General features: G+C 63.1%; 18 protein-coding genes. 12 read left to right on the forward strand and 6 right to left on the reverse strand.

Annotated features, from left to right (window positions below):
- The first annotated feature begins 26 nt into the window (after positions 1-26).
- Positions 27-680: an RNA polymerase sigma factor gene (locus PBR20603_RS15825; protein WP_174977943.1), complete on the forward strand. Its 654-nt coding sequence runs from the start codon at positions 27-29 to the stop codon at positions 678-680.
- A gap of 40 nt (positions 681-720) precedes the next feature.
- Here PBR20603_RS15825 and PBR20603_RS15830 read toward each other — a convergent pair whose 3' ends face one another.
- The gene (locus tag PBR20603_RS15830) at positions 721-1,356 is read right to left on the reverse strand and encodes a trimeric intracellular cation channel family protein (RefSeq protein ID WP_150560469.1); all 636 of its coding nucleotides are present in this window, start codon (positions 1,354-1,356) and stop codon (positions 721-723) included.
- Between the two features lie 551 nt (positions 1,357-1,907).
- Here PBR20603_RS15830 and macA point away from each other — a divergent pair.
- Genes macA through PBR20603_RS15845 form a run of 3 tightly spaced genes read left to right on the forward strand, consistent with a single transcriptional unit; the run spans position 1,908 to position 6,637 of the window.
- Entirely contained in the window at positions 1,908-3,098 is a 1,191-nt protein-coding gene (gene macA, locus PBR20603_RS15835) for a macrolide transporter subunit MacA (RefSeq protein ID WP_150560470.1), read from the forward strand.
- A 12-nt stretch (positions 3,099-3,110) separates the two neighbouring features.
- On the forward strand, positions 3,111-5,186 hold the full coding sequence (locus tag PBR20603_RS15840; protein ID WP_150560471.1) for a MacB family efflux pump subunit: 2,076 nt from the start codon (positions 3,111-3,113) through the stop codon (positions 5,184-5,186).
- An 11-nt stretch (positions 5,187-5,197) separates the two neighbouring features.
- Positions 5,198-6,637 (forward strand): efflux transporter outer membrane subunit, encoded by a 1,440-nt coding sequence (locus tag PBR20603_RS15845; protein ID WP_484549331.1) that lies wholly within the window; start codon positions 5,198-5,200, stop codon positions 6,635-6,637.
- An 87-nt stretch (positions 6,638-6,724) separates the two neighbouring features.
- Here the strand turns inward: PBR20603_RS15845 and PBR20603_RS15850 are convergent, their stop codons facing one another.
- Entirely contained in the window at positions 6,725-8,308 is a 1,584-nt protein-coding gene (locus tag PBR20603_RS15850) for a sensor histidine kinase (protein ID WP_150560472.1), read from the reverse strand.
- Positions 8,309-8,344: 36 nt separating this feature from the next.
- On the reverse strand, positions 8,345-8,947 hold the full coding sequence (locus PBR20603_RS15855; RefSeq protein ID WP_150560473.1) for a response regulator transcription factor: 603 nt from the start codon (positions 8,945-8,947) through the stop codon (positions 8,345-8,347).
- A gap of 810 nt (positions 8,948-9,757) precedes the next feature.
- On the opposite strand from PBR20603_RS15855, the gene PBR20603_RS15860 reads away from it, so the two are divergent.
- The 7 genes from PBR20603_RS15860 to PBR20603_RS15890 all read left to right on the forward strand — a co-directional run bounded on the left by PBR20603_RS15860 (position 9,758) and on the right by PBR20603_RS15890 (position 19,306).
- Positions 9,758-13,117 carry an autotransporter outer membrane beta-barrel domain-containing protein gene (locus PBR20603_RS15860; RefSeq protein WP_150560474.1) on the forward strand — a complete coding sequence of 1,120 codons (3,360 nt, stop codon included), beginning with the start codon at positions 9,758-9,760 and terminating at the stop codon, positions 13,115-13,117.
- Between the two features lie 429 nt (positions 13,118-13,546).
- On the forward strand, positions 13,547-14,551 hold the full coding sequence (gene cyoA, locus PBR20603_RS15865; protein WP_150560533.1) for a ubiquinol oxidase subunit II: 1,005 nt from the start codon (positions 13,547-13,549) through the stop codon (positions 14,549-14,551).
- Between the two features lie 3 nt (positions 14,552-14,554).
- Positions 14,555-16,561, forward strand: a complete 2,007-nt coding sequence (gene cyoB / locus PBR20603_RS15870) for a cytochrome o ubiquinol oxidase subunit I (RefSeq protein WP_150560475.1) — start codon at positions 14,555-14,557, stop codon at positions 16,559-16,561.
- Positions 16,561-17,196 (forward strand): cytochrome o ubiquinol oxidase subunit III, encoded by a 636-nt coding sequence (gene cyoC, locus PBR20603_RS15875; RefSeq protein ID WP_150560476.1) that lies wholly within the window; start codon positions 16,561-16,563, stop codon positions 17,194-17,196. The genes cyoB and cyoC overlap by 1 nt, the downstream gene beginning before the upstream one ends.
- Entirely contained in the window at positions 17,193-17,564 is a 372-nt protein-coding gene (gene cyoD / locus PBR20603_RS15880; RefSeq protein WP_150560477.1) for a cytochrome o ubiquinol oxidase subunit IV, read from the forward strand. The genes cyoC and cyoD overlap by 4 nt, the downstream gene beginning before the upstream one ends.
- A 2-nt stretch (positions 17,565-17,566) precedes the next feature.
- Positions 17,567-18,505 carry a LysR family transcriptional regulator gene (locus PBR20603_RS15885; protein ID WP_150560478.1) on the forward strand — a complete coding sequence of 313 codons (939 nt, stop codon included), beginning with the start codon at positions 17,567-17,569 and terminating at the stop codon, positions 18,503-18,505.
- Between the two features lie 153 nt (positions 18,506-18,658).
- A complete protein-coding gene (locus PBR20603_RS15890) occupies positions 18,659-19,306 on the forward strand; it encodes a hypothetical protein (RefSeq protein ID WP_150560479.1) in 648 nt (215 codons plus the stop codon).
- A 6-nt stretch (positions 19,307-19,312) separates the two neighbouring features.
- Here PBR20603_RS15890 and PBR20603_RS15895 read toward each other — a convergent pair whose 3' ends face one another.
- Both PBR20603_RS15895 and PBR20603_RS15900 read right to left on the reverse strand, forming a co-directional pair.
- A complete protein-coding gene (locus PBR20603_RS15895; protein ID WP_150560480.1) occupies positions 19,313-20,479 on the reverse strand; it encodes an NAD(P)H-dependent flavin oxidoreductase in 1,167 nt (388 codons plus the stop codon).
- 125 nt (positions 20,480-20,604) lie between these two features.
- The gene (locus PBR20603_RS15900; RefSeq protein WP_246174746.1) at positions 20,605-21,555 is read right to left on the reverse strand and encodes a DMT family transporter; all 951 of its coding nucleotides are present in this window, start codon (positions 21,553-21,555) and stop codon (positions 20,605-20,607) included.
- Between the two features lie 225 nt (positions 21,556-21,780).
- On the opposite strand from PBR20603_RS15900, the gene PBR20603_RS24180 reads away from it, so the two are divergent.
- Entirely contained in the window at positions 21,781-21,945 is a 165-nt protein-coding gene (locus tag PBR20603_RS24180; protein ID WP_174977944.1) for a hypothetical protein, read from the forward strand.
- Between the two features lie 9 nt (positions 21,946-21,954).
- On the opposite strand, the gene PBR20603_RS15905 is transcribed toward PBR20603_RS24180, so the two are convergent.
- The gene (locus PBR20603_RS15905) at positions 21,955-22,290 is read right to left on the reverse strand and encodes a hypothetical protein (RefSeq protein WP_150560481.1); all 336 of its coding nucleotides are present in this window, start codon (positions 22,288-22,290) and stop codon (positions 21,955-21,957) included.
- Positions 22,291-22,706: the final 416 nt, after the last annotated feature.

Here is a 22,706-nt window from a genome sequence, read left to right on the forward strand (position 1 = left end):
AAGCACGGAGCACGGGAGGCGCTGAAGTGGATCTGGGCACGGCAAACAGCGTTGCCGACGCCGTCTCGGCCGCCGAGGAGCACGAAATCGGCAATGCCGGGCAGACCGGCGCGGCCATTCAGGTACTGCGCGAGTGCCTGGCGTCGAACTACGAGCGCCTGCTGCGCCGGCTGTCGCGCCGGATCGGTTGCTCCGATACCGCCAGCGACAGCCTGCACGAAGCATGGGTGCGGCTTGGCAGCGCCACGTTGCCCGACGCGGTGCACAGCGCCGAGACCTATGTGTTTCGGATGGCTTACAACCTGGCGGTCGATCAGATGCGCGGTCGCCGCATGTGGGAATCGCTCGGCGAGGAGCATGAAGTGTTCGACGTTCTGCCGGATCGCGGACCCGGCCCGGAGGCCGTGGCCGGTGCGCGCTCCGAGCTTGCGGCGCTCTCCCGTGCCTTGGGCGAGATGTCGGGACATCACCGGCGCGTGCTCATGGAGCTGCGCGTCGACGACCTGACTCGCGAAGAAGTCGCTGCGCGTCACGGCTTGTCGTTGCGCAAGGTCGATACCTTGCTGCGTCAGACGCTCGACTACTGTGCAACGCAGACCGGGCGGCAAACGTCCGGCGGAATAAGCGAGTCGCGCCGCCCGGTCAGGCCGGTTGTCGCGCCGGCCGCTTGCAAGCGGTAGAAACGGCAGTCGACCCGCCCCTGCGCTGGCACCGGCGCTCTCAATGCATCGGCTCGGCCGGTGCTTCGTTCTCGAACGTGCGGAAGCGCCAGCCGAACCACACGGCCAGCATCCGGATGATGAAGCCCGCCGCGAAGCAGATGCCCGTCGCGATGCCGTTCTCGACACCCAGACGCAGCATGGCGACGTACATCGCACCCGCGATACACGCCACGCTGGCGTACATCTCCCGGCGCAGCACCAGCGGCACCTGACCGCAGAGCAAGTCGCGCAGCATACCGCCGCCAATGCCGGTGAGCACGCCCGCCAGCACAACGATGACCGGGCTCGTGCTGACCGTCATGCCGATGTCGCAGCCGAGGATGGTGAAGGCGGCGAGCCCGATGGCGTCGACGGTGATAAACGTCATGCGCAGCCGGTGCACATGGCGCGCGATGATGGAGGTGAGCGTCGCCGCCCCGAGGGTGAGCAGCAAATACTCCGGGTGGGCGATCCAGACCAGCGGATGGCGGCCGAACAGCACGTCGCGGATGGTGCCCCCGCCCAGCGCCGTCACCATGCCGATGAAGGCGAGCCCGAAGCGGTCCATACCGCGCTGCATCCCCATGATCGCGCCCGACATTGCCTCGGTCACGATGGCGATCAGATAGAGCGCGTAGAAGATCTCTGTTTTCATGATGTCCCTTCAAGTGCCGGGGGGAATATATCACTTCATGAGATTTCCCCGGGATTTGCGCGATCCGTTGCCGCGCTCAGGCGCGTGCGCTGTGATTTGTACAAGTTCTCAAGCGCGCAGGTCGGTGCGACACTCCTTCCAACGAAACGACGCGCACAGACAAGCCTCCCGCGCGTCGGACGATAGGCGCCAGTCGCCTTTCCAACACATCAAGGAGTCCGTCATGCCCTACGTTCCTGGTCTGCTCTCCCGTATACTCGCGGGTCTCGTGGCCGTTTTTCCTTTTGTCGGCACGCATTGATGCGCACGCTGTTTCAGGTGCACAGCCTGTTCGTTGTCGTCGTTGGCGGCCTGTCTTTGCTGCGGATGGTGGCGCGGAGGGTCTCCACAGCCGCCAAACACCTTAAACTCTCAACCTTTTGTGCTCCGAACGGTGCCTCGGGGCGGTGATCCTGCCAGTCGAGCGTTCTATCGGCGGACCCGCCAGCCAGCGGTAACGGATTTGCGCAGCGCTTCTTTCGACGTGCTTCTTTGATCGCCCACTTCGTTCCATGATCCAGTTCATTCGCCGCCGACGTTATCTTGTCGCCAGCCTTGTTGTGCTAGCCGTTCTCGTGGCGCTCGGTCTGCGCAGCCTGGCGACCCCCAAGCCGCCGCAGTACATCAGCGCCAAGGTCGGGCGCAGCGATCTCGAAAATACCGTCCTCGCTACCGGCACGCTTCAGGCGTTCCAGCAGGTCGACGTCGGCGCACAGGTTTCGGGGCAGTTGAAGTCGCTCAAGGTCAAGCTCGGCGACAAGGTGAAGAAGGGGCAATGGCTTGCGCAGATCGACCCGGTGCTGGCGCAGAACAGCCTGCGTCAGGCCGAGGCCGACGAGCAGAACCTTCAGGCGCAAAAGCGTTCCACCGCCGCGCAGCTCAAGCAGGCGGAACTGGCGTTTGCGCGCCAGCAGCAGATGCTGCCCGATAATTCGACCTCGCGTCAGGACTTCGAATCGGCACAGGCCGCGCTCGACACGCAGCGCGCCACGCTCGCGGGCCTTGATGCCCAGCTGCGCAAGGCGGGGGTGGCCATCGAATCGGCCAGAGCGAATGTGGGTTACACGCGCATCGACGCCCCGATCGACGGTGAGGTCGTCGCCATTGTTACGCAGGAAGGCCAGACCGTGATCGCGCAGCAACAGGCGCCGGTCATTCTGAAGCTCGCCGATCTGGACACGATTACCGTGAAGGCACAGGTCTCGGAGGCCGACGTCATTCGCGTCGCCCCCGGGCAGACGGCGTATTTCACGATCCTCGGCGATCCCGACAAACGCTATTACGGCAAGCTGCGCGCGATCGAACCCGCCCCGCAGAACTTCCTCGACACGCAGAGCGCGCTCGGCGGCGGCGCCACGCGCAACAACACGGCCGTGTTCTACAACGCGTTGTTCGACGTGCCGAACCCCGATCACCGTCTGCGCATTTCGATGACGGCGCAGGTGAACGTATTGCTTGGTACCGCCAAACAGGCGCTGAGCATTCCCGTGGCGGCGCTCGGGAAGAAGGTCGGGGCCGACCGCTATGAGGTGCGAGTCTTGGGCGGCGACGGCAATGCGGCGACGCGTCAGGTCGTCACCGGTCTGAACAACAACGTGCAAGTCGAGGTGCGTGAAGGGCTCGCGGACGGCGAGCGCGTCGTGATCGGCGAGGCGGGTGAATCCACATCGGCTGCCGATGCTTCGGCCAATGCAGGTCAGTAAAGGACGTCCAGTATGTCGAGCGCCATCGCCCAATCTTCCTTGACCGCCAGCCCGCACCCCATGCTCGAGCTGACAGGCATCACCCGGCGTTTTCCGGCGGGCGATCGCGATGTTGTCGTGCTGCACGATGTGAATCTCACCATCGAGGCGGGCGAGATCGTTGCCATCATGGGCGCGTCGGGCTCGGGCAAGTCGACGCTGATGAACATTCTCGGGTGTCTCGATCACCCGAGCGAGGGCAGCTATCGCGTGGCAGGACGCGAGACCCGCGATCTCGATCCCGATGCGCTGGCGCAGTTGCGTCGCGAACACTTCGGTTTCATCTTTCAGCGCTACCACCTGCTGCCGCATCTGGACGCTGCCGCCAATGTCGAGATGCCGGCGGTCTACACCGGCACGCCCCATGCGGCGCGTCGCGCGCGCTCGGTGCAGTTGCTCGAGCGGCTGGGGCTCGCGGACCGCACCGGCCATCGGCCGAGCCAGTTGTCGGGCGGTCAGCAGCAGCGTGTGAGTATTGCGCGCGCGCTGATGAACGGCGGCGAAGTCATTCTGGCCGACGAGCCGACCGGCGCACTCGATACCCGCAGCGGCAGGGAAGTCATCCGCATTCTGAAGGAACTCAACGCGCTGGGGCACACGGTCATCATCGTGACCCACGACGAGAGCGTTGCCGCACATGCCCGTCGCATCATCGAGATTCGCGACGGCGAAGTCGTGGCCGACCGGCCGAATGCGCCGGTGGACGATACCCCGGACGCAGCGTCGGCCACCGCCGCCGGTGAGGGGATGACATCCGAGGCGCTGGCCGCACCCCTCGCCCCCTCGACCGGCCCCGCCGCCGCAGACGCCCGTCATGGCGGTGCGTTGGCGCCGCGTCGCTGGACGGGGGGCATCGACCGGTTTGCCGAAGCGTTCCGCATGGCGTGGATCGCGCTGGTGTCGCACCGTCTTCGCACGTTCCTGACGATGCTCGGGATCATCATCGGTATCACGTCGGTCGTCTCGATCGTGGCCATTGGCGAAGGCGCGAAGCGGTACATGCTGGCGGAGATCGGCAGCATCGGCACGAACACGATCAACATCTATCCCGGCAAGGACTGGGGTGACAATCGCGCCACCACCATTCAGACGCTGGTGCCGGAAGACGTGAGTGCATTGTCCGAGCAGGTCTATGTCGACAGCGCCACGCCCGAGACGGCGCGCAGCCTGCTGCTTCGTTATCGCAATATCGATGCCAGTGCGACGGTGACGGGCGTGGGCGAGCACTTCTTTCAGGTGCGCGGCATGAAGATCGCGCAAGGCATTGCCTTCGGGCCGGACGAAGTGCGCCGTCAGGCACAGGTCGCAGTGATTGACCAGAACACGCGCCGCAAGCTGTTCGGCTCGAATCCGAATCCGCTGGGCGAGGTGATCTTCGTGGGCAACCTGCCGTGCGTGGTAATTGGCGTGACGGCCGAGAAGAAGAGCGCCTTTGGCGACATGAAGAGTCTGAACATCTGGGTGCCGTACACCACGGCGGCTGGCCGGTTGTTCGGTCAGCGCAACGTCGACAGCATTACCGTGCGGGTGCGAGAGGGGCAGCCGAGCAAAGCGGCCGAGAAGAGTCTGGAGTCGCTCATGACGCAGCGTCACGGGCGCAAGGACTTCTTCACCTACAACATGGACAGTGTCGTGAAGACGGTTGAGAAGACGAGCCAGTCGCTCACGTTGCTGCTCTCGCTGATCGCAGTGATTTCGCTTGTCGTGGGCGGGATTGGCGTGATGAACATCATGATCGTGTCGGTCACCGAGCGCACACGGGAGATCGGCATCCGCATGGCGGTGGGGGCACGGCAGAGCGACATCATGCAGCAGTTCCTCGTCGAGGCGGTGATGGTGTGCCTGATGGGCGGCGCCATCGGTATTGCCTTGTCCTTCGGGGCGAGCTTCATCTTCTCGCTGTTCGTCGCCAAATGGAAAATGGTGTTTTCGATGGGCTCTGTTGTAACGGCTTTCCTGTGTTCGACGCTCATTGGCGTCGTGTTCGGCTTCATGCCTGCGCGCAATGCGGCGCGGTTGGATCCGGTCGAAGCGCTCGCACGCGATTGAGGTACTGCCTGATGACCCGAATGATTTCCACTAGCCGTATGCCGAGGTTGACCCGTACCGTCATCGCACTAGCGAGTGTGGCCATGTTGCTGGCGGGGTGCGCAGGTGCGCGCCACGAACCGTTGCCGGCCGTGCCTGTGCCGGCGCAGTGGACCGGGGCGCCCGTGGCGTCTGCTGCGGCGCCTGCTGCCCCGAGCAGCGCGATAGCGCCAGAGTTCTGGCGTGCGTTCGGCGACCCTGTGCTCGACCGCCTGATTGCCGACGCTCTGGCCGTCAACAATGACCTCGCTGCAGCGGGTATCCGCGCGTATCGTGCGCAGTTGCAAGCCGGTCTGGCGGATACCAATCTCACCCCCGGCGTGACGGTGCAAGGCCAGGGGAGCGTGTCGCGCCGGTTGGACAATCAGGTCATGACGAGGGGCAGCGGTCTGACGGCGACGGCAAGCTATGAGCTCGATTTGTGGGGAAAACTTGCCGCGCAACGAGATTCCGCCCGCTGGGTGTTCGAAGCCACCGAGGCTGACCGCGAAACGGCGCGTCTGGCGGTGATCGGCCTGACGGCGCAGTACTACTGGCAGATTGGTTATCTCAATCAGGTGATCGCCTACGCCGAGAGCAATATCGCGTACAGCGAGCGCGTGCTGGCGTTGGTGCGTTCTCGCTACGCCGCCGGCGCCGTCTCGGCGCTGGACGTGGCGCAAGCCGAGCAGGCGTTGTCCGATCAGCGTGCGGCACTCACGCAGCAATTGCAACAGCGCACCGAAAACCGTAATGCGCTGGCGATCCTGTTTGACCGGCCGCCGCAGCAGGCCGCCGCAGAGCCGTCGGCGTTACCCACGCAGGCCTTGCCCGATGTGCCGCCCGGGCTGCCCGCCGAGTTGCTGGGCCGGCGACCGGATTTGCGCGCCGCGGAACTGCGGCTGCGAGGGATGCTCGCCGATGTCGACGTTGCGCGCACGAGCTTCTACCCGACGTTTACGCTCACCGGAACGCTCGGCACGTCGAGTTCGTCGCTCGAACGTGTGCTGGCCAATCCCTTAGGGACGTTGGGACTTGGACTGGCGCTGCCGTTCATCCAGTGGAATACCATGCAGTTGCAGATCAAGGTGTCGCAGACACAATTTGACGAAGCTGCCGTGAACTTCCGCAAGAGCCTCTTCACGGCGCTGAGCGAAGTGGAGAATGCGCTCTCGGCGCGTGACCAACTGACGAAAGAAGGGGAGCAGCGAGTGCTGTCGCTGGCGCAGGCACAGCGAGCGGAAGCGCTTTTGCGCTCGCGCTATCTGGCCGGCGCCATCGATATTCAGCCCTGGCTGGATCAGCAGAAGAGTTTGCGCGACGCGCAGGCCGCAGACGCGCGGGTGCGGCTGAACCGGCTGAATAATCGTATGGCGCTCTACAAAGCGTTGGGCGGTGCGGGCAACGTCTCGGACGTCACGCCACCCGCCTGAACCGGGCGGCGTTGTGCCGAGGGGGGGAAGCAGACAGGCCGGCATTGCCGGCCTGTTCTTCATTCCGTCGTGGTTGGCGCGAAAGTCTCAGGCGGCGGCCTCGCCCGTGTGCGGCATTTTTGGCAGCGTGATCGTGAACGTGGTGCCGACGCCGACCTGACTCGTCACGTCGATCGTGCCCTTATGGAATTCGATGGCGGCGTGCACCACCGCGAGGCCCACGCCGGAGCCGTCCTCCAGCACAGCGTTGCTGCGCGAACGGAACGACATCTGGAAGATCTCCTTGAGTTCGTCTTCCGGAATACCCGTGCCGTTGTCGCGCAGTACGACACGTAAGGCTTCACCGGCATCCGATACGCCGATATCGATGGCGGGCGCCACCATCGTGTACTTGGTGGCGTTGCTGATCAGGTTGATGAAGGCGTGGAAAAGCACGTTGCTGTCACCGATCATGCGACTGTCGAGGCCTTGCGCCGCCTGCACGGTAATGGTGGCGTTCGGGAACATGTCCGAGCCGACGCCGCGCACATCTTCGAGCAGGGCGACGAGGGACAACTCGGCGCGCTTGCCGAACTTCGGATCGTCGAGCGAGGCGCTTTGCGCGGCATCCAGCCAGTTCTGGATCAAATGGTTGAGCTTGGCGACGGCCTCGCGAATCTTCGTATAACGCGGGCTCGAATCCGCTTCCTCGTTACGCGGGCTCAGCAGGCGCTGCGCGTGTCCGTCGATCACATTGAGCAGCGTACGGAACTCGTGCGTAGCCATCGACCGGAAGGTCTTCTGGAAATTGTTGAGGCGTTCCTCGTTAGCCAACGCGCGTTGCAGGATAGTGTTCTTGGCGGTCGCGAGTTTCTGGTTGCGCACAAGCGACGACGTGCTCTCCTGAAACTTGGCGAGCGAGCGCGAGAGCATGCCGACTTCGTCGCCGCGCGAGAGCCAGGGCAGGCGCAGCTTTTCCTTACCCGATACGGCGCTGCCGGATAGCTGGATCAGGCGTGTGAGCGGTCTGAGGATGACCGCGTCCACGTAGATCAGGCAGAGCAAGGTCACGAGGATCATCGCGGCGATCAGGCCGTCGATCTGAAACAGACGGTTGCGGGCCGCCTTGTTCTTGGCCTCGACTTCCTTGATCAGGGCTTCGGTACTGCGAAACACCAGCGAGCCGAAGGTGCTGTTCGCTTGTGTGTACTTATTGTTCGACTCGCCGCGATAGAGCCTGGCGGCATCGTTGAGCTTGCCGTTTTGGGCGAGTTGAAATACCTGACTCGAGGCGCGCCGGTATTGGGCCCATTGCGTCTGGAATTTCGAGAAAGCCAGACGGAATTCGTCGTGCACGAGCAGCTTCTGATAGCGCTCGGCGGCCGCTTTGATCTTGCCGTCGAACTCGGCGGCGGCGGCGCGGATATCTGCAAGCGCCTTGGGCGACATTGGCGCGAGGGCTTCGGATTCAACGGTGCGGAAGTCCGAGATGTAATCGTTGAGTTCCTCGAGCACGCTGAGATTTTCGATCTGCGTGCGCTCGGCCTCGATCGCGCGGCGCTGCGACGTATCGACTTCGCGATGCACCACAACGCCGACCGCAACCATGGCGATGAGGCAGAGGGCGACCAGCAGATACATCCTGCGCCGGATCGGGAGTTGCTTGTTGTGTGAAGAAGACGCTTTAGCCATGCGGGCGATCTGTCGCGGAAAGGGAATCTGAGGCGATCAAAGCTGGATGATGTTGAGCAGCGCGGCCCGTACCACGGCTTCGGTGCGCGTGGCGACGTTGAGCTTTTCGCGGGCGTTATCGATATGAAAGTCCACCGTGCGTTTGCCCAGATCGAGAATGATCGAGATTTCGGCGGACGTTTTGCCGCGCGCCGACCATTGCAGCACTTCCACTTCCCGCTTCGTCAGGCCGAACGGCAGCGGCGTGCCATCGGGCATTTCGTCGTGCTCGGTGTACTTGCGGATGACGGTGTCGAGCACGTCGAAATCGACTGGCTTGAGCATGTACTCGTCGGCGCCAGTACTGTGCCCGCGCATGATCGATTCCTTGTCGGCGTTGCCCGTCAGGAAGATGAAGGGGATCTTGCGCTCGCCCTGAATGATGCTGCGCGCGCTTTCCAGAAACTCGAAGCCCGTCATGCCCGGCACGTTGACGTCGCACAGGATGACATCCGGCATGAACGACGCGAGCGTCGCCAGTGCGGTCGTAAAGTCGTGCGCCACTTTGACCACGTAGCCCCGATCCGTCAGATCCTCGCGAATCAGGTCTGCCGAATCATGGTCGTCTTCGATGCAGAAAACTTTCGTGGGAGATGACATCCCTCTGGCCCCGTTTTTTTGTAAGTGAATCCCGAAATCCTACTAAAAAATCGGCGGACGACGAAATTTCCTTTCGTGCCACATAGACGAGACGGGGATTCGGCACCGTGATTTCATCGAGCGGCGCAAAGAGAAAGGACCGCTCCGGGCGGTCCATTTCGGCTTCCTGGCGATCAGAGTGATTCAGAGGTTCAGCGGCAGAAGATGACCGAATTTCTCAAACAGTTCCGTGGCGACGCGAAAAAGGACGGCGGACATATTGTTTCTCCTGGATGAACGAAGTCGGTGACCGTGTTGTGGATCAGTAGCCGAAGAAGTGGCCGATGGTCATGGCGCAGTGCATACCGGTCTCGACGCAGGCGTCGTTGGTCAGCAGGCTGTCGATGAAGTCGTAGAGGTGGCTCATGATGTCGTTCCCCGGGTTCTGATCAGGTTGGGAGGTGATTCAGCCGAAGATCGGCGCGATGACGCCGACAAGGCCGAGCAGGGCGGGAAAACCGTAGGTGATGATGGCGGGCATGGTGTTTCTCCTGGAACGTTTCGGGTTTCGGCTGCCGCTGGGTTGCGTCAGTCGGTGAATGAAGTATCGTCGTCGGCCAGCGCTGGCGAAACTGTGATTAATACAAGTCGGGCTGAATTTTCGAGAGCCGGAGGAGGTGGGTTCGAAAAAAGTCTTTGTGTGGCAAAGGTTTGCGCCGTTTTTCTTCAAACCCCCCGTATTAATCGCAGTGACGACCCGCGGCTCACTCCGTATCATTCGCTTCGCATTACAAAGCATTACAGAAGTCAATTATGGATACGGAGTACTGAATGAGCACGATTCGTATGACTGGTGTCGCGTTCGCGGCGCTGTGCATGATGACGTCGCCCGCAGAAGCGATTTCCACGCTCGACATCGATGACGTCAATGGCACCCCGTTTATTCGGGCGAGGTTTTTTTCGCCCACGGATCCAGCCTATGCCTACGCCATCGACGGAACCACGGAGGAGCTTTCGAAGGGTACGCTCTCGGCATTGCAGAAAGCGCAGACCGAGGGGGCATTGCGCTACTGGGCGGAAATCATCAAGGCGACGCCGGGTCGATCGCCGGCGATCATCAATGTCGGCATGAATGACGACAACGGTGCGCACGCGTACAGTCCATACGTATACCGCGCTGGGGACTCACAGGCCACTGGTACCGAAAATCCGACGCTCGTGCAGGCGGCGCTGCAGAACAACCCGCTCGCCAGCGCGAGCTACGCTGGCGCGCACGGCGAGATCACCATCGGCAAGATGGACTTTTCGACGATGCCGTACACGCCGTCGCAAGTGCCGCTCGACGCGAAGGTCGATTTGCCTGCCGTGATGTTCCACGAGGTCGCACATGCGCTGGGTGTCGGGGCGAACCTGGTATCGGGCACGAACGGGCTCGGCCAGCCGTACGAGGCATTCGGCAGCGTGCTCGACGACTGGTCCGCGCATTTGCGCGACGACAACGGCAATGCTGCGAGACCCGGGCAACTGATCCTTACGGTGGAGAACGCCAGCTTATCCGACCCGGATGCGTTCGATATTCGCACCGATAAAGGCTACTTTACCGGCGACCATGTGAAGGAGGTGCTGGCCGGCAGCGACATGAAGGGCATTCCGGTGCGCGCGATGACCGAAGGCGACTACGATAGGCCGATCATGTCGCACATCGAGTTGAAGAACAGCCTGATGAGCCATCAGTCGTACCGCAACTACACGGCTTTCATGGAAGCTGAACTCGCGGCGCTGCAGGACATCGGTTACAACATTGACCGGCGCAACTTCTTCGGCCGCTCGTACTACGGCAATGGGGTGACGGATATCAACGACAACCCATACTTCGGCCGGAACGCGGACGGCACGGCCTATGTGCCCAATACCTACAACACGGCGACGCAGGGTCTTGGGCTGCACATCTATGGCAGCGGGAACACGATTTCGCAGCGTGCAGACCTGCTGACCATCGGTGCTGGCGGCGCTGGTATCCGGGTGGATGGTGAAGCGAACAACGTGACGGTGCTGCCGGGTACGCGCGTCTATGCAGATGGCGCCAATGGTCGCGGCGTCATGTTCACCTACGGCAAGAACCATAGCTTCGTGCAGCGAGGCGATGTCCAGGCGCTGGGTGTCAACGGCATTGCGGCGAGCTTCGACTTTGGCCACAACGCCTTGGGCGATGCCAGCGACTACCGTGGCTCGTACATCTACCAGCGAGTCATCGCTGGTGTGGCGCAGCCACTGCTCGATGAACTTGACGGCCCGCTCGTCACGCGCGCCGACATTACCGGCCGGCTCGCAGGCCGTTATGCGTCCCTGTACATGTCGGAGAGCGGCTACGTCGGGCAGATCAACATCATGCGCGGCGCGGCGCTCTACGGCGACATTCTGTCGTTCTACTCGCAGCGCGACAGCAGTGGGGCGCTGCGACTGACCCAGCTTTCCTTCGGCCTGACCCCCGACGCTAACGGGCTCGCGACGACGCAGGCAGACCCCGCGTTCAATCTGCGGTTCGACGGCAACATTGCCGGCGGGAACCTGTCGCTGGCCGTGCAGGGCGGCACGACCGAACTCAATGGCGATCACACCGTGTACGACGTGGCCGTCGCGAATGGCGCGACGCTCACTGGCAACAGCCGTTACACGCTGAATCCGGCCGGCAGCTTCGTCAACGCGGGCACAGTCGCGCCGTCATTGGCGGGCGGATTCATCAGTGTGGCGGGGGACTACACGCAAACGAGCACCGGCCGCTTGCTCTCCTTGCTTTCGGGCGACGGCACCTTCAGCAGGCTGATCGTTTCGGGCAACGCCACCCTTGACGGCACGCTTGCCATTGCGCCGCAACGCGGTTGGTACGCGACCGGATTCAACGTCACATCGAGCCAGTGGCTCAATGCGTCGAGCATCACGGGAGCGTTTGCCAGCGTAACGGCGCTGCTGACGTCACCGACGCTTGTCGCCAGTGCCACGTCGCTGGGCGACAACACATATCGCGTGAGCGTTGCGCGCGCGGCGAACGCCTATTCCCGGTACGGTGTGGACGGCAACAGTCAGCGGGTGGGATCGGCACTCGACAAGATTGCGGGTGTTGCGGGCGCGGACCTTCAGCCCCTTGTCGCGGCGCTCGACTTTTCGGCGCTCGACGGCAGTGGCATTGCCAAGGCGTTGCCGCAGCTCACCCCGGCGGCGTATGGAGCGATGTTCACGGGTGGTTTGCTGCGGGAGCGTCAGGTGACTGACATGGTGGCCGCCGCGGTGGGTGCCGATGGTGCGAAGCGCGCTGGGGACGGGGCGCTCAGGGGCAACTGGCGTGTGTTTGCGATGCCGTTCGGCAGTGGATACTGGCGTGGTCGCGACGGTGACATGGCGGGGGCGAGCGGCAACACCTACGGTGTTGTGTTCGGCGTTGAGAGGGTGGCGGGCGAGGGGCGCGACTGGACATTGGGTGTGCATGGAGCGGTCAGCGGCCAGTCGACGCGTCTGGACGGTCAGACGCCTGGCTCGGGAAAGACCACAGCGTTGGATGTTGGCGTGCATGCGCGCTATGCGCTGGATCTGAGTGCCGGGCCGCATGCGTTTGCGTCGGTGCGGATGGGTGTGGAGGATGGGCGAGTTGATCGCACGATTTCCGTGAACGGTTATTCGGCTGCGCCGCGAGGGACGTGGACGGGGGCGACGGCGTCGGCCACCGTCGGAGGTGGTTGGCGATGGCAATTGGGTGGCGCGATGAGTGCGGGGCCGGTCGCGGCGCTTGACTACACGGCCTTGTATCGTCCGAGCCTTACGGAGGGGAATGCCGACGGTTCGAGATTGCACGTCGATGGCAAGACGTTCAATTCGTTGCGCAGTCGTCTGGGTGGGGAGGTGCGTTTCGAGTTGCCGATGATATCTGGCAACGTATTGACGGCGAATTTGCAGGCCACGTGGAATCATGAGTTGACGGGGGGCGTGGTGACGCAGAGCGCGTACTTTGCGGGGTATCCGGGGGCGAGCTTCACGACGCGGAGTGAGGTGGTGGGTCGAGACAGTCTTGGGTTGCAGGCTGGGGTGTCGTATCGAATGGCGCGGCGCATTGTGTTGGGGGCGGCGGTGTCGAGCAACGTCTATAGGGCGGGCAATGCGGACGTGGCGGGTTCGGTGTCTGCGACGTGGCGATTCTGAGGAGCGGGGACATTAGATCGAAAGGGGGGGGAGAACTAGGACGTTGCAGGCCGGACCGGGGACCCCTTCTGCTGCGAGTTGGGTCATTGTCTGAGTGGCGGAAGGGGTCTCCGGTCTGGCGTCACTGAGGGGGTAAGTACCGGACGGGTGGTAAAAGCGATGGTTTTCGGTCAGCCGGCATAGGGCCCCAAAAAGGGCAACAACAAAGCAAACAAAAGCCCAACAACGAATCGAACAAAAGCCCAACAACAAAGCGAACAAGAGGGGGTTCCAGCCTGCGTCATTATGTCGCGATGTATGGAATATGCGTATGCGTAGCATTCGTCACGCAAATTGTGTATCCATACATAGAGGCTTAAAATGTCCATGCATAACGTCTCGCCCATCCCGAGGGGAGGGGCAGACACGACACCTGGCGCGCGCTGGCACATGTGGTGTGCGCGGGTCGCTGCGGCGATGGCGGTGGTGCCCATGAGCGGCTGCACGCTGGAGTTGCTCGACCCGAAGGGCAGTGTTGGTGAGCAGGAAAAGCAACTGATCCTGATCGCTCTGGGCGTCATGTTGCTCGTGGTGGTCCCGGTGATCGTGCTTACGCTCGTGTTTTTCTGGCGCTACCGCGAAACCAACACTGCGGCGACCTACTCGCCCAAATGGGCGCACTCGACGAAGATCGAAGTCGTCGTGTGGACCATCCCCGTCATCATCGTCGTCTCGCTTGCCGTGATGATCTGGGAGACGACTCACAAGCTCGATCCCTACCGTCCCATTGAGCCTGTCGCGTCAGGCAAGCCGCCTGTGCGAGTGGAAGTCGTGGCGCTCAACTGGAAGTGGCTCTTCATCTACCCGGACTATCACGTCGCCACCGTCAACAAACTCGTGTTGCCGGTCGATACGCCCGTCGAGTTCAAGCTCACGGCCGAATCGTTGATGAATGCCTTCTTCATCCCGCAACTGGGCAGCATGGTCTATGCCATGTCGGGTATGGAGACGAAGTTGCATCTGATCGCCAACGAGACCGGCACCTATGCCGGCATGTCGTCTGCCTATAGCGGGGCGGGCTTCTCCGACATGCACTTCAACGCGCATGTGACCTCGCGCGGCGACTTCGACAAGTGGGTCAAGGAAGCGCAGGCTGTGCCCGACACGCTTGACGCACCGACCTACGTCAAGCTCGAACAGCCGGGTACCGGTGCGCCCGTGCCGATCTATGCCAACGTCATGCCGGGCCTGTTCGACGCCGTCGTCGGCAAATACATGGGCCCGATGGACGGCACCTCACAAGGCATGCGTGTCACTGGCAATGCCATCGACGACATCATCGCCGCCGCCAATTGCCGCGTGGACGGCCAACTGGACCGCCGCGCGCTTCTCGCGCAGCGTCCCGAGCGCGAGGCCGGTGTACAAACTGCTGCCCAGCGCGCGCTCACGGAGTAAGTCATGTTCGGAAAACTCGATCTCGACGCCATTCCGCTGCACGAGCCCATCATCATGGGCACGCTTGTCGTGGTGCTGATGGGTGGCGCGGCGCTTTTGGGCGCCATTACGTACTACCGGAAGTGGGGCTACCTCTGGAAAGAGTGGATCACCTCCGTCGACCATAAGCGCATTGGCGTCATGTACATCGTGCTCGCGCTGATCATGATGTTGCGCGGCTTTGCCGACGCCATCATGATGCGCGCGCAACAGGCCGTCGCCGCGGGCGGCGAGGCGGGCTACCTGCCGCCCCATCACTACGATCAGATCTTCACGGCGCACGGCGTCATCATGATCTTCTTCGTGGCCACGCCGCTCGTGCTTGGCCTGATGAACGTGATCGTGCCGTTGCAGATCGGCGCACGCGACGTGGCCTTCCCGTTCGTGAACTCCCTGTCGTTCTGGCTCTCCGCCATGGGCGCCGTGCTGGTCATGATGTCCATGTTCGTGGGCGATTTTGCCGCCACCGGCTGGGTCGCGTATCCGCCGCTGTCTGAACTGGGGTACAGCCCGACCGTCGGCGTCGACTACTACATCTGGTCGCTACAGATATCGGGGCTCGGCACAACGCTGACCGGCATCAACTTCATCGTCACCATCCTGCGCATGCGTGCGCCGGGCATGAACCTGATGAAGATGCCTGTGTTCACCTGGACGGCGCTGATCACCAACATCCTCATCGTCGCCGTGTTCCCGGTGCTGACCGCCACGCTCGCGCTGCTCACCGCCGACCGCTATCTGGGCATGCACTTCTTCACGAACGAACTGGGCGGCAACGCCATGATGTACGTGAACCTCATCTGGATCTGGGGTCATCCCGAGGTGTACATCCTGATCCTGCCGGCGTTCGGTGCGTTCTCCGAGATCATCGCCACCTTCTCGCGCAAGCCCCTGTTCGGCTACACGTCCATGGTCTACGCCACTTCGTCGATCGGCATTCTGTCGTTCTTCGTGTGGTTGCACCACTTCTTCACCATGGGCTCCGGGGCGAATGTCAATGCGTTCTTCGGGATCATGACCACCATCATCTCGATCCCGACCGGTGTGAAGCTGTTCAACTGGCTGTTCACCATGTACCAGGGCCGCATTCGCTATCACTCGTCCACGCTCTGGACCATCGGTTTCATGGTGACGTTCGCCATTGGCGGCATGACCGGCGTGCTGCTCGCCGTGCCGGGCGCCGACTTCGTGCTGCACAACTCGCTGTTCCTCGTGGCGCACTTCCACAACGTCATCATCGGCGGTGTGGTGTTCGGGTGCCTCGCGGGCATCACGTTCTGGTTCCCGAAAGTGTTCGGCTTCACGCTCAACGAGCGCTGGGGCAAGATCTCGTTCACCTGCTGGCTGGTGGGCTTCTATCTGGCCTTCATGCCGCTGTACGTGCTGGGCTTCAAGGGCATGACGCGCCGCATGAACCACTACGTACAGGCCGACTGGCAGCCGTATCTGATCGTGGCCGCCGTGGGCGCGGCAGTGATCGGGCTGGGCATTCTGTCGTTCGTCGTGCAACTCGTCGTGAGCATTCGCGATCGCAACGCCAACCGTGACCTGACGGGCGACCCGTGGGACGCGCGCAGCCTGGAATGGGCAACGTCGTCGCCTGCGCCGTTCTACAACTTCGCGCACGTGCCGCACATCGACTCGCTCGAGCAGCACTGGGACGACAAAGCGCGCGGCCTCGCGTGGCGAGAGCCCAAGCACTACGAAGACATTCATATGCCGCGCAACACCGGCACCGGCTTCCTCGTCTCTGTCTTCAGCGGGGTCATGTGCTTCGCGCTGGTGTGGCACATCTGGTGGCTGGCCGGTGCGAGCCTCGTCGCCACGCTCGCCGTCTTCCTGTGGCGTACCTACGACCGCGACGTCGATTACTACGTGCCGGCGGCTGAAGTGGAGCGTATCGAAAACGCCCGCTTTGCCGACCTGCGTGCAGCGCTTCCTGCGCGTCAATCCCTGCAAAAGGCCGCCTGATGTCCTCGGCATCCGTTCATTCCACTCACGGGCACGGCGCCAAGGCGCCGTCCAACGACCACGCTCACGGTCATCACGACACCGGTGTCACGACGACGCTCGGTTTCTGGATCTACCTGATGAGCGACTGTCTCATCTTCTGCGTGCTGTTCGCCACGTTCGGCGTGCTCGTGCAGAACACGGCCGGCGGGCCGACTGGCCGCGAGCTGTTCGAGCTGCCATTCGTGCTCGGCGAGACCATGCTGCTATTGCTCTCGAGCTTCACGTTCGGACTCGCGTCGCTGTCGATGCGCCCGGGCAACGAGGCCATCGTCCAGCGCTGGCTGTGGGTGACGTTCGCGCTCGGTGCGGCGTTCGTCTCGATGGAAGTCTATGAATTCTCGGCGTTGCTCCACGAGGGCGCGGGTCCGGGGCGCAGTGCATTCCTGTCGGCGTTCTTCACGCTCGTGGGCACGCACGGCCTGCATGTGACCTGCGGTTTGTTGTGGCTCGTCGTGATGATCCACCAGATCGGCCGCTTCGGCTTCGACGCCGTGGTGCGCCGCCGTCTGCAATGCCTCAGCCTGTTCTGGCACTTTCTGGACCTCGTCTGGATCTGTGTCTTCACCTTCGTCTATCTGCGGGAGTTCGTATGACGAGCGCTCAAGTCCACGACCACGCGGCGTATGCCTCGCAAAGTCACCTGCGCGATTACGTCATCGGCTTCTTTCTCTCGCTGGTGCTGACGTTCGCCTCGTTCGGCGCGGTCATGCTCAAGCTGGTGCCGGCGGGAATGGGGTTGGTGACCATCGTTGTGCTATGCGTGGCGCAACTGGTCGTGCAACTCGTGTACTTCCTGCACATCGGCGCACAGCGCAGCCAGCGTCAGAACTCGGCCATCTTCCTGTGTACGGCGGGGCTGATCGCGATCATCGTCGCGGGTTCGCTCTGGGTGATGCATAACGCCAACGTCAACATGATGCCGACGCACATGTCCATCGAGCGGGCGAAGCTGCGCGACTGATCATGGATCGCCTCAAATGCATGGAGGTGTTTGTGCACGTCGTGCGTGCCGGCAGCCTGTCAGCCGGCGCGGCGGCGTGCGCCATGTCGGCCGTCACGGCGGCACGTCACGTGCAGGCGCTCGAGGCGCGTCTCGGGCAGCCTCTGCTGCGGCGTAGTGGACGTCGTCAGGTGCCCACGGAGCTGGGGCAGCGCTATTTCACCGAGTGTGCGGAAGTGCTGGCCAGGGTCGAGAACGCCGATGCATTGGGCGACGCCGGACCTGCGGGTGCGTCGATGTCGAGCGCGATGTCACGCCCCGTCGGTCAGCTTCGCGTGAGCGCGCCGACGACTGTGGGCTCGCATCTGCTCATGCCGATCTTTGCCGAGTATCTGCAATCGCACCCGGACGTCGCACTCGATCTCGCGCTCAAGGACCGTGCTGTCGATCTTGAGGAGGAGGGGATTCACGCGGCCTTTCAGGCGGGCGGGAATCCCGAGCCGGGGCTTGTGGCGCATACCTTGCGCGGGGTGAGGCGTGTGGCATGCGCATCACCGGGCTATCTGGCGCGGCGCGGGGTGCCCCGGCAACCTGTCGATCTGGCAGGGCACGATTGTCTGGGATTTCGCTATGACGACGTGCTGGATCGCTGGCTGTTCGCCGAAACGGGGGCGGCTGGCGGTGCGGTTCGCGACGCCCGGCTCATCGCTCACAATCCCCTCGCCCAGTTGCAGGCGGCGGTACACGGCATGGGCATTGTGGTGCTGCCGGAGTATCTGCTTGCGCCCGAAGTGGACGCCGGACGGCTGGTGCGCGTGCTCGAAGCCGACGCGCAACTGAGTGAGCCAATGCATCTCGTGCATCTGGCCGGACGCTATGTCTCGTCGAAGCTCGAGGACTTCGTGCGCTATATGGTCGCGAAGCTCGGGCCGGAGGCGTGCCCGGCCGCGACGTCCGTTTGATGTCCCGCTGATGTTCGTCTGCTCGCAGACGGCGTCTCACGGCTGCGGCACGTCCCGGCCGCACATCGGCTAAGATGCAGCCATCGACGTCGTGGCCGATGCGATATCTCCGAGAGCGTGGCTGTCCGAGCGCGCCATCCCTTCGAGCTGGTGATGATCCTACGTGGCGAAGCATTGCGACGCCTGGCCGCCTGTGTATTGGCAGGCGCGGGTGTCGTGTGGACAGCGATGGCGCTCGCGCAGCCGCCGCAATACAAGAATGAGGCCGAACTGATGGGCGCGGCGATTGCGTCGCCCGAAGGGGTGGGGCTGGTGCTGGAGCGGCTTGTGCAGAAGTGCGGTCTCTACGGCGAGTCGACCCGGGCACGCGGCAATGCAGCGTTGCGTGCGTGGCAGGCGCGTCACCGCGACTATCTCGCCGAAGGCCGGCGTGTGCGTGCCGAATTGCAGGCCACCTACACCGACAGTCTGGCACGTCAACGTTTCGACGACCTGTTGCGCACGCAGTTGCCCATGCTGGTTGAGCGTCAGTTCGTCGTTTACTCGCGTAGCATCGACGATCAAGCGACCGAGGCCGAGAAGGCCGATTTGTGCGATGGCTATTTCAACGCCGTCGACGATCTTCAGTTCGATCTCAAGGTGAACGACCCGGCACTTGCCGCGTTTTTCGACCGGCGGATCGCGGCGCGAGCCGAATCGGGCGGCGCGAGCCAACCCGACGGCCGCAGCGCGGCGGACGCATCGTCGAGCCCATCGCCGGACGCTACGGCCAGTGCTCCATCCGTACCGCCGGCAAAGTGAGCCGAACTACGCCGCCGTCGCCGCGCTTGCCTCGTCCGGCCGTTCGCCCGTGAGCAGATAACGCATGAGCTCGGCCACGGGGCGAATGCGCTCCCCGAACGGCAACGGGTCGCGGCCGCGGAAGAAGAGTCCGCGCGCCACGTCGCCACGCACGGCCTGAGCGAGTTTCAGATCGATACAGAACTGCCCGATGCGCGCCACGCCATCACGAAGCCCACAAGCCTGCAAGCAGTCGAACCCTTCCAGACATTCCCGCACTTTCGCCTTCGCCTGAAGGGCCGTCTCACGCGACAGGTATTTCTTGAGCCACGGTGTGAGCACCGCACGCGCGGGCAATCCGGCCACGCTGGTGAATTCGGCAATGTCTTCCGGGCGCGCGCGAGCGAGCACTTCCTTGAAGGCCGGGTGCGCATCCGATTCTTCGGTGACCGCAAACGCCGTTCCCAACTGCACGCCGGCCGCGCCCTTGCCGAGCCAATGCCGCACCTGCTCATGACGATGGATGCCGCCGGCCAGGATCAGCGGCACACTGGCCCAGTCGATGCCGAGCGCGGCATAGATTTCGCGGCATTCCGTGAGTACGCGTTCGAACGAGAAGCGCGCGTCGCCCAGATCATCGATGCGCGATGCGCCAAGATGCCCGCCCGCATGGGCCGGATGTTCGATCACGATAGCGTCGGGCAGGCGCCCCTTTTTCATCCACTTGCGCAGCACGAGGTTCACGCCGCGTGAGTCCGACAGAATCGGAATGAGCGCGACGTGCGGATGCGCGGCCGTGAGTTCGGGCAAATCGAGCGGAAGTCCCGCACCCATGACAATGGCGTCGGCGCCGCTCTCGCAAGCCTGCCGCACCAGCGACGCATGCGCGCTCACGGCTTTCATGACGTTGACCGCCACGAGCCCGTTACCGTCGGCAATGGCCTTGGCGGCGCGGACTTCGCGATCGAGCGCGATCAGATTGACGGCTTCGATGGCCGCTTTGTCGCGCGTGCCTTCGACTTGGGCGAGCAGGTCGGGGTGATGATGACGCAGATCGATGCTCGCGATCGTGCCCACGCCGTTGTGCCGCGCCACCGTGCCCGCCAGCCGGTGCGCGGAGATGCCGATTCCCATGCCGCCTTGCACCACCGGCACCAGCCGGCGGCCGGCCAGCGTCAACCATTGCTCGTTCATGTCAGTTCCGTTCGTCGAAGTTGGCTCGCTCGCGCGAATGCGTCAGGACGGCTCCGCGCACGCGAGATGGCAGTCTGGCATCTGCCAGGTGAACGGTTCTTGCGATGGGTCAAGCGCGCAGGCGCTCAGGCGGTGTTATCCGTGCGGCATGACGTCGCAGTGCCCGGCACCGTGCCAAGGGCGATGCCGCCCACGATCAGGGCGAGCGCAACCCAGACGTCCCATCCTAGCGACTCGCGCAGGACGAGCGCCGAGGCGAGCGTGCCGACCACCGGCACGCCGAGCAGCCCGAGGGACGTGACGCCCGCCGGCAACTGGCGCGTGACCATTCCGGCGAGCCAGTAGGCGATGCCCCCGCCCATGATCCCGCCATAGGCCAGCAATCCTGAAAACCCGCCCCAGCCGGTGATGCGCGGCGTGCCATCGACTACGAGCGCGAGCGTGCACATCACCCCGCTGGCGAGCAGTAATTGCCAGGGGCTGAGTTCGAAAGGACCGTTGACCCAGCGGTGTGCCCGCATGTGGACGATAGCCACTGCCCAGACAAAGGCAGCCGCCAGCACCAGCGCATTGCCCAATACGGCGTCGTGGTTGTGCCAGTCGAACGCGAGCGGGTTGAACATTGCCGCCAGACCGAGCAAGCCGCACGCCAGTCCGAGCAGACGTCGCGGCGTGAGTGCTTCGCCCAGCCACACGCGCGCGGCGGGCATCACCCATAGGGGCGTGGTGTAGGCGAGTACGGCGGAGCGTCCGGCGCTGACGTATTGGAGACTCAGGGCGACGAGCAGGGAGAACGCCGTCATGTGGAGCAGCCCGACGCTCAGGATGACGGGCAGGTCACCCCTGCGCGGGAGCACCAGACGCCGGGTGAGGGCACAGATGACGAAAAGCGTCATCATGCCGACGAGCGAGCGCAGCGCCGCGCTCCACCATGGCGAGACATGCGCAAGCAACGCCTTGCTCACCGGCCAGTTCACGCCCCACGCCACGACGACGATGGCGAAGAGCACACCGGCGTGGGATCGCACAGCGGCACGATTCGAGGCAAGGCGTAGCAGACTGGCTGGCAGGTTCACGCTCACAGGCTCCCGGTGGTCGCGGATGAGCGTTTCGCGACACGCGGAACGCACGATCCCGTCACGTTAGGGCAGCCGTGGAGGGTAGAGAAGCGCCAGAAACGAGGGAATCGGTGGTGCCACGGCGTGCCGAGGTCCAGGCGGCGATGCACCGCAGCACGACTTGGCACAGCCAGGGGGCGTTCAGGACTCGTTTTGTCGCGCCGAGTGACTAAGGCAGAGTCGATGCGGCACGAACGATGCGGAGTCTGGCTCGCATGCAACGCCGGCTTCGGCATGGAAGACCTGCTTTCCGTCTTCTCGGGCGCTGTGGCCGAGTGCGAGCGCATTCATGCGCATATCGTCATTCGGGAGCCGGACCCTGACTGGCTGGCTTCGCGGGCGTTTTGAACCCCATCCCTAACCAACGACGAACACGGTTCCATGAGGTTCCGCATAAATTACCAGGCCATGCGGGCCGACTCTCAATGCACACTCCCATGCCGACGCAAAATCGGAATAGCGAGCAATGCGGGAGTGTCGCTTGGGATTTCCAAATATCAGCCTGCCGTTGGTTTCCGGCGCATTTATGACAAAGGCGCCCTTCGCACATTGCCATACGGCAAATCCCGAGAATGCCAATTGACCAGGTGGGCGTATCACTTCAATCCGGTGGCCAGCGTTGCCTTTGCCTGGGCCGTTTCTGATTTTTTTCGCCCAATTCACGACGTTTCCGTAGCGCTCTTGTCTCGACATGAGAACTCCATTTCCGGTGTTGACGGTGAACGATTCCCGGGGGCGGGGAGGCGCTGGGCATCGCGGTGCAGGTCACGAAGGTCGAAACTCGTTGCGGCTCGTTGTGCCCTCAGCACACGTTGCAAGTCGCACCGTAATCGCGCAGCCATATCGACTGCGCCGCGACGCAAGCGCAATTATTTCTCGGTCGTTTCATGTGAGCATCCGTGCCAACCACCGAGGTTAGGTGCGTATAGGAATGTGACTTATTTCGAGATCGATCAAACACGCCGCGCTCATGATGAAATCCGACAGCAAACTAATTTGCCTGATAGAGAATTTCCCGGTGTCAGCAAGCCTGAAAGAATCCGATACCGGGAGATACGTGATTAACAACATTCACAATCTCAGGCAGTTTGGGCTCCAAGATTGGAGGG

Origin of the sequence: Pandoraea bronchicola, assembly GCF_902459805.1 — a bacterium.
Taxonomy (GTDB): Bacteria; Pseudomonadota; Gammaproteobacteria; order Burkholderiales; family Burkholderiaceae; genus Pandoraea; species Pandoraea bronchicola.

Coding starts and splice junctions, on each gene's coding strand:
- PBR20603_RS15885 (WP_150560478.1), top strand. CDS start 17,567: ATGGATCGCCTCAAATGCATGGAGGTGTTTGTGCACGTCGTGCGTGCC.
- PBR20603_RS24180 (WP_174977944.1), top strand. CDS start 21,781: ATGCGGCACGAACGATGCGGAGTCTGGCTCGCATGCAACGCCGGCTTC.
- PBR20603_RS15895 (WP_150560480.1), bottom strand. CDS start 20,479: ATGAACGAGCAATGGTTGACGCTGGCCGGCCGCCGGCTGGTGCCGGTG.
- macA (WP_150560470.1), top strand. CDS start 1,908: ATGATCCAGTTCATTCGCCGCCGACGTTATCTTGTCGCCAGCCTTGTT.
- PBR20603_RS15860 (WP_150560474.1), top strand. CDS start 9,758: ATGAGCACGATTCGTATGACTGGTGTCGCGTTCGCGGCGCTGTGCATG.
- PBR20603_RS15905 (WP_150560481.1), bottom strand. CDS start 22,290: ATGTCGAGACAAGAGCGCTACGGAAACGTCGTGAATTGGGCGAAAAAA.
- PBR20603_RS15850 (WP_150560472.1), bottom strand. CDS start 8,308: ATGGCTAAAGCGTCTTCTTCACACAACAAGCAACTCCCGATCCGGCGC.
- cyoA (WP_150560533.1), top strand. CDS start 13,547: ATGTGGTGTGCGCGGGTCGCTGCGGCGATGGCGGTGGTGCCCATGAGC.
- cyoD (WP_150560477.1), top strand. CDS start 17,193: ATGACGAGCGCTCAAGTCCACGACCACGCGGCGTATGCCTCGCAAAGT.
- PBR20603_RS15840 (WP_150560471.1), top strand. CDS start 3,111: ATGTCGAGCGCCATCGCCCAATCTTCCTTGACCGCCAGCCCGCACCCC.
- cyoB (WP_150560475.1), top strand. CDS start 14,555: ATGTTCGGAAAACTCGATCTCGACGCCATTCCGCTGCACGAGCCCATC.
- cyoC (WP_150560476.1), top strand. CDS start 16,561: ATGTCCTCGGCATCCGTTCATTCCACTCACGGGCACGGCGCCAAGGCG.
- PBR20603_RS15845 (WP_484549331.1), top strand. CDS start 5,198: ATGACCCGAATGATTTCCACTAGCCGTATGCCGAGGTTGACCCGTACC.
- PBR20603_RS15855 (WP_150560473.1), bottom strand. CDS start 8,947: ATGTCATCTCCCACGAAAGTTTTCTGCATCGAAGACGACCATGATTCG.
- PBR20603_RS15890 (WP_150560479.1), top strand. CDS start 18,659: ATGATCCTACGTGGCGAAGCATTGCGACGCCTGGCCGCCTGTGTATTG.
- PBR20603_RS15830 (WP_150560469.1), bottom strand. CDS start 1,356: ATGAAAACAGAGATCTTCTACGCGCTCTATCTGATCGCCATCGTGACC.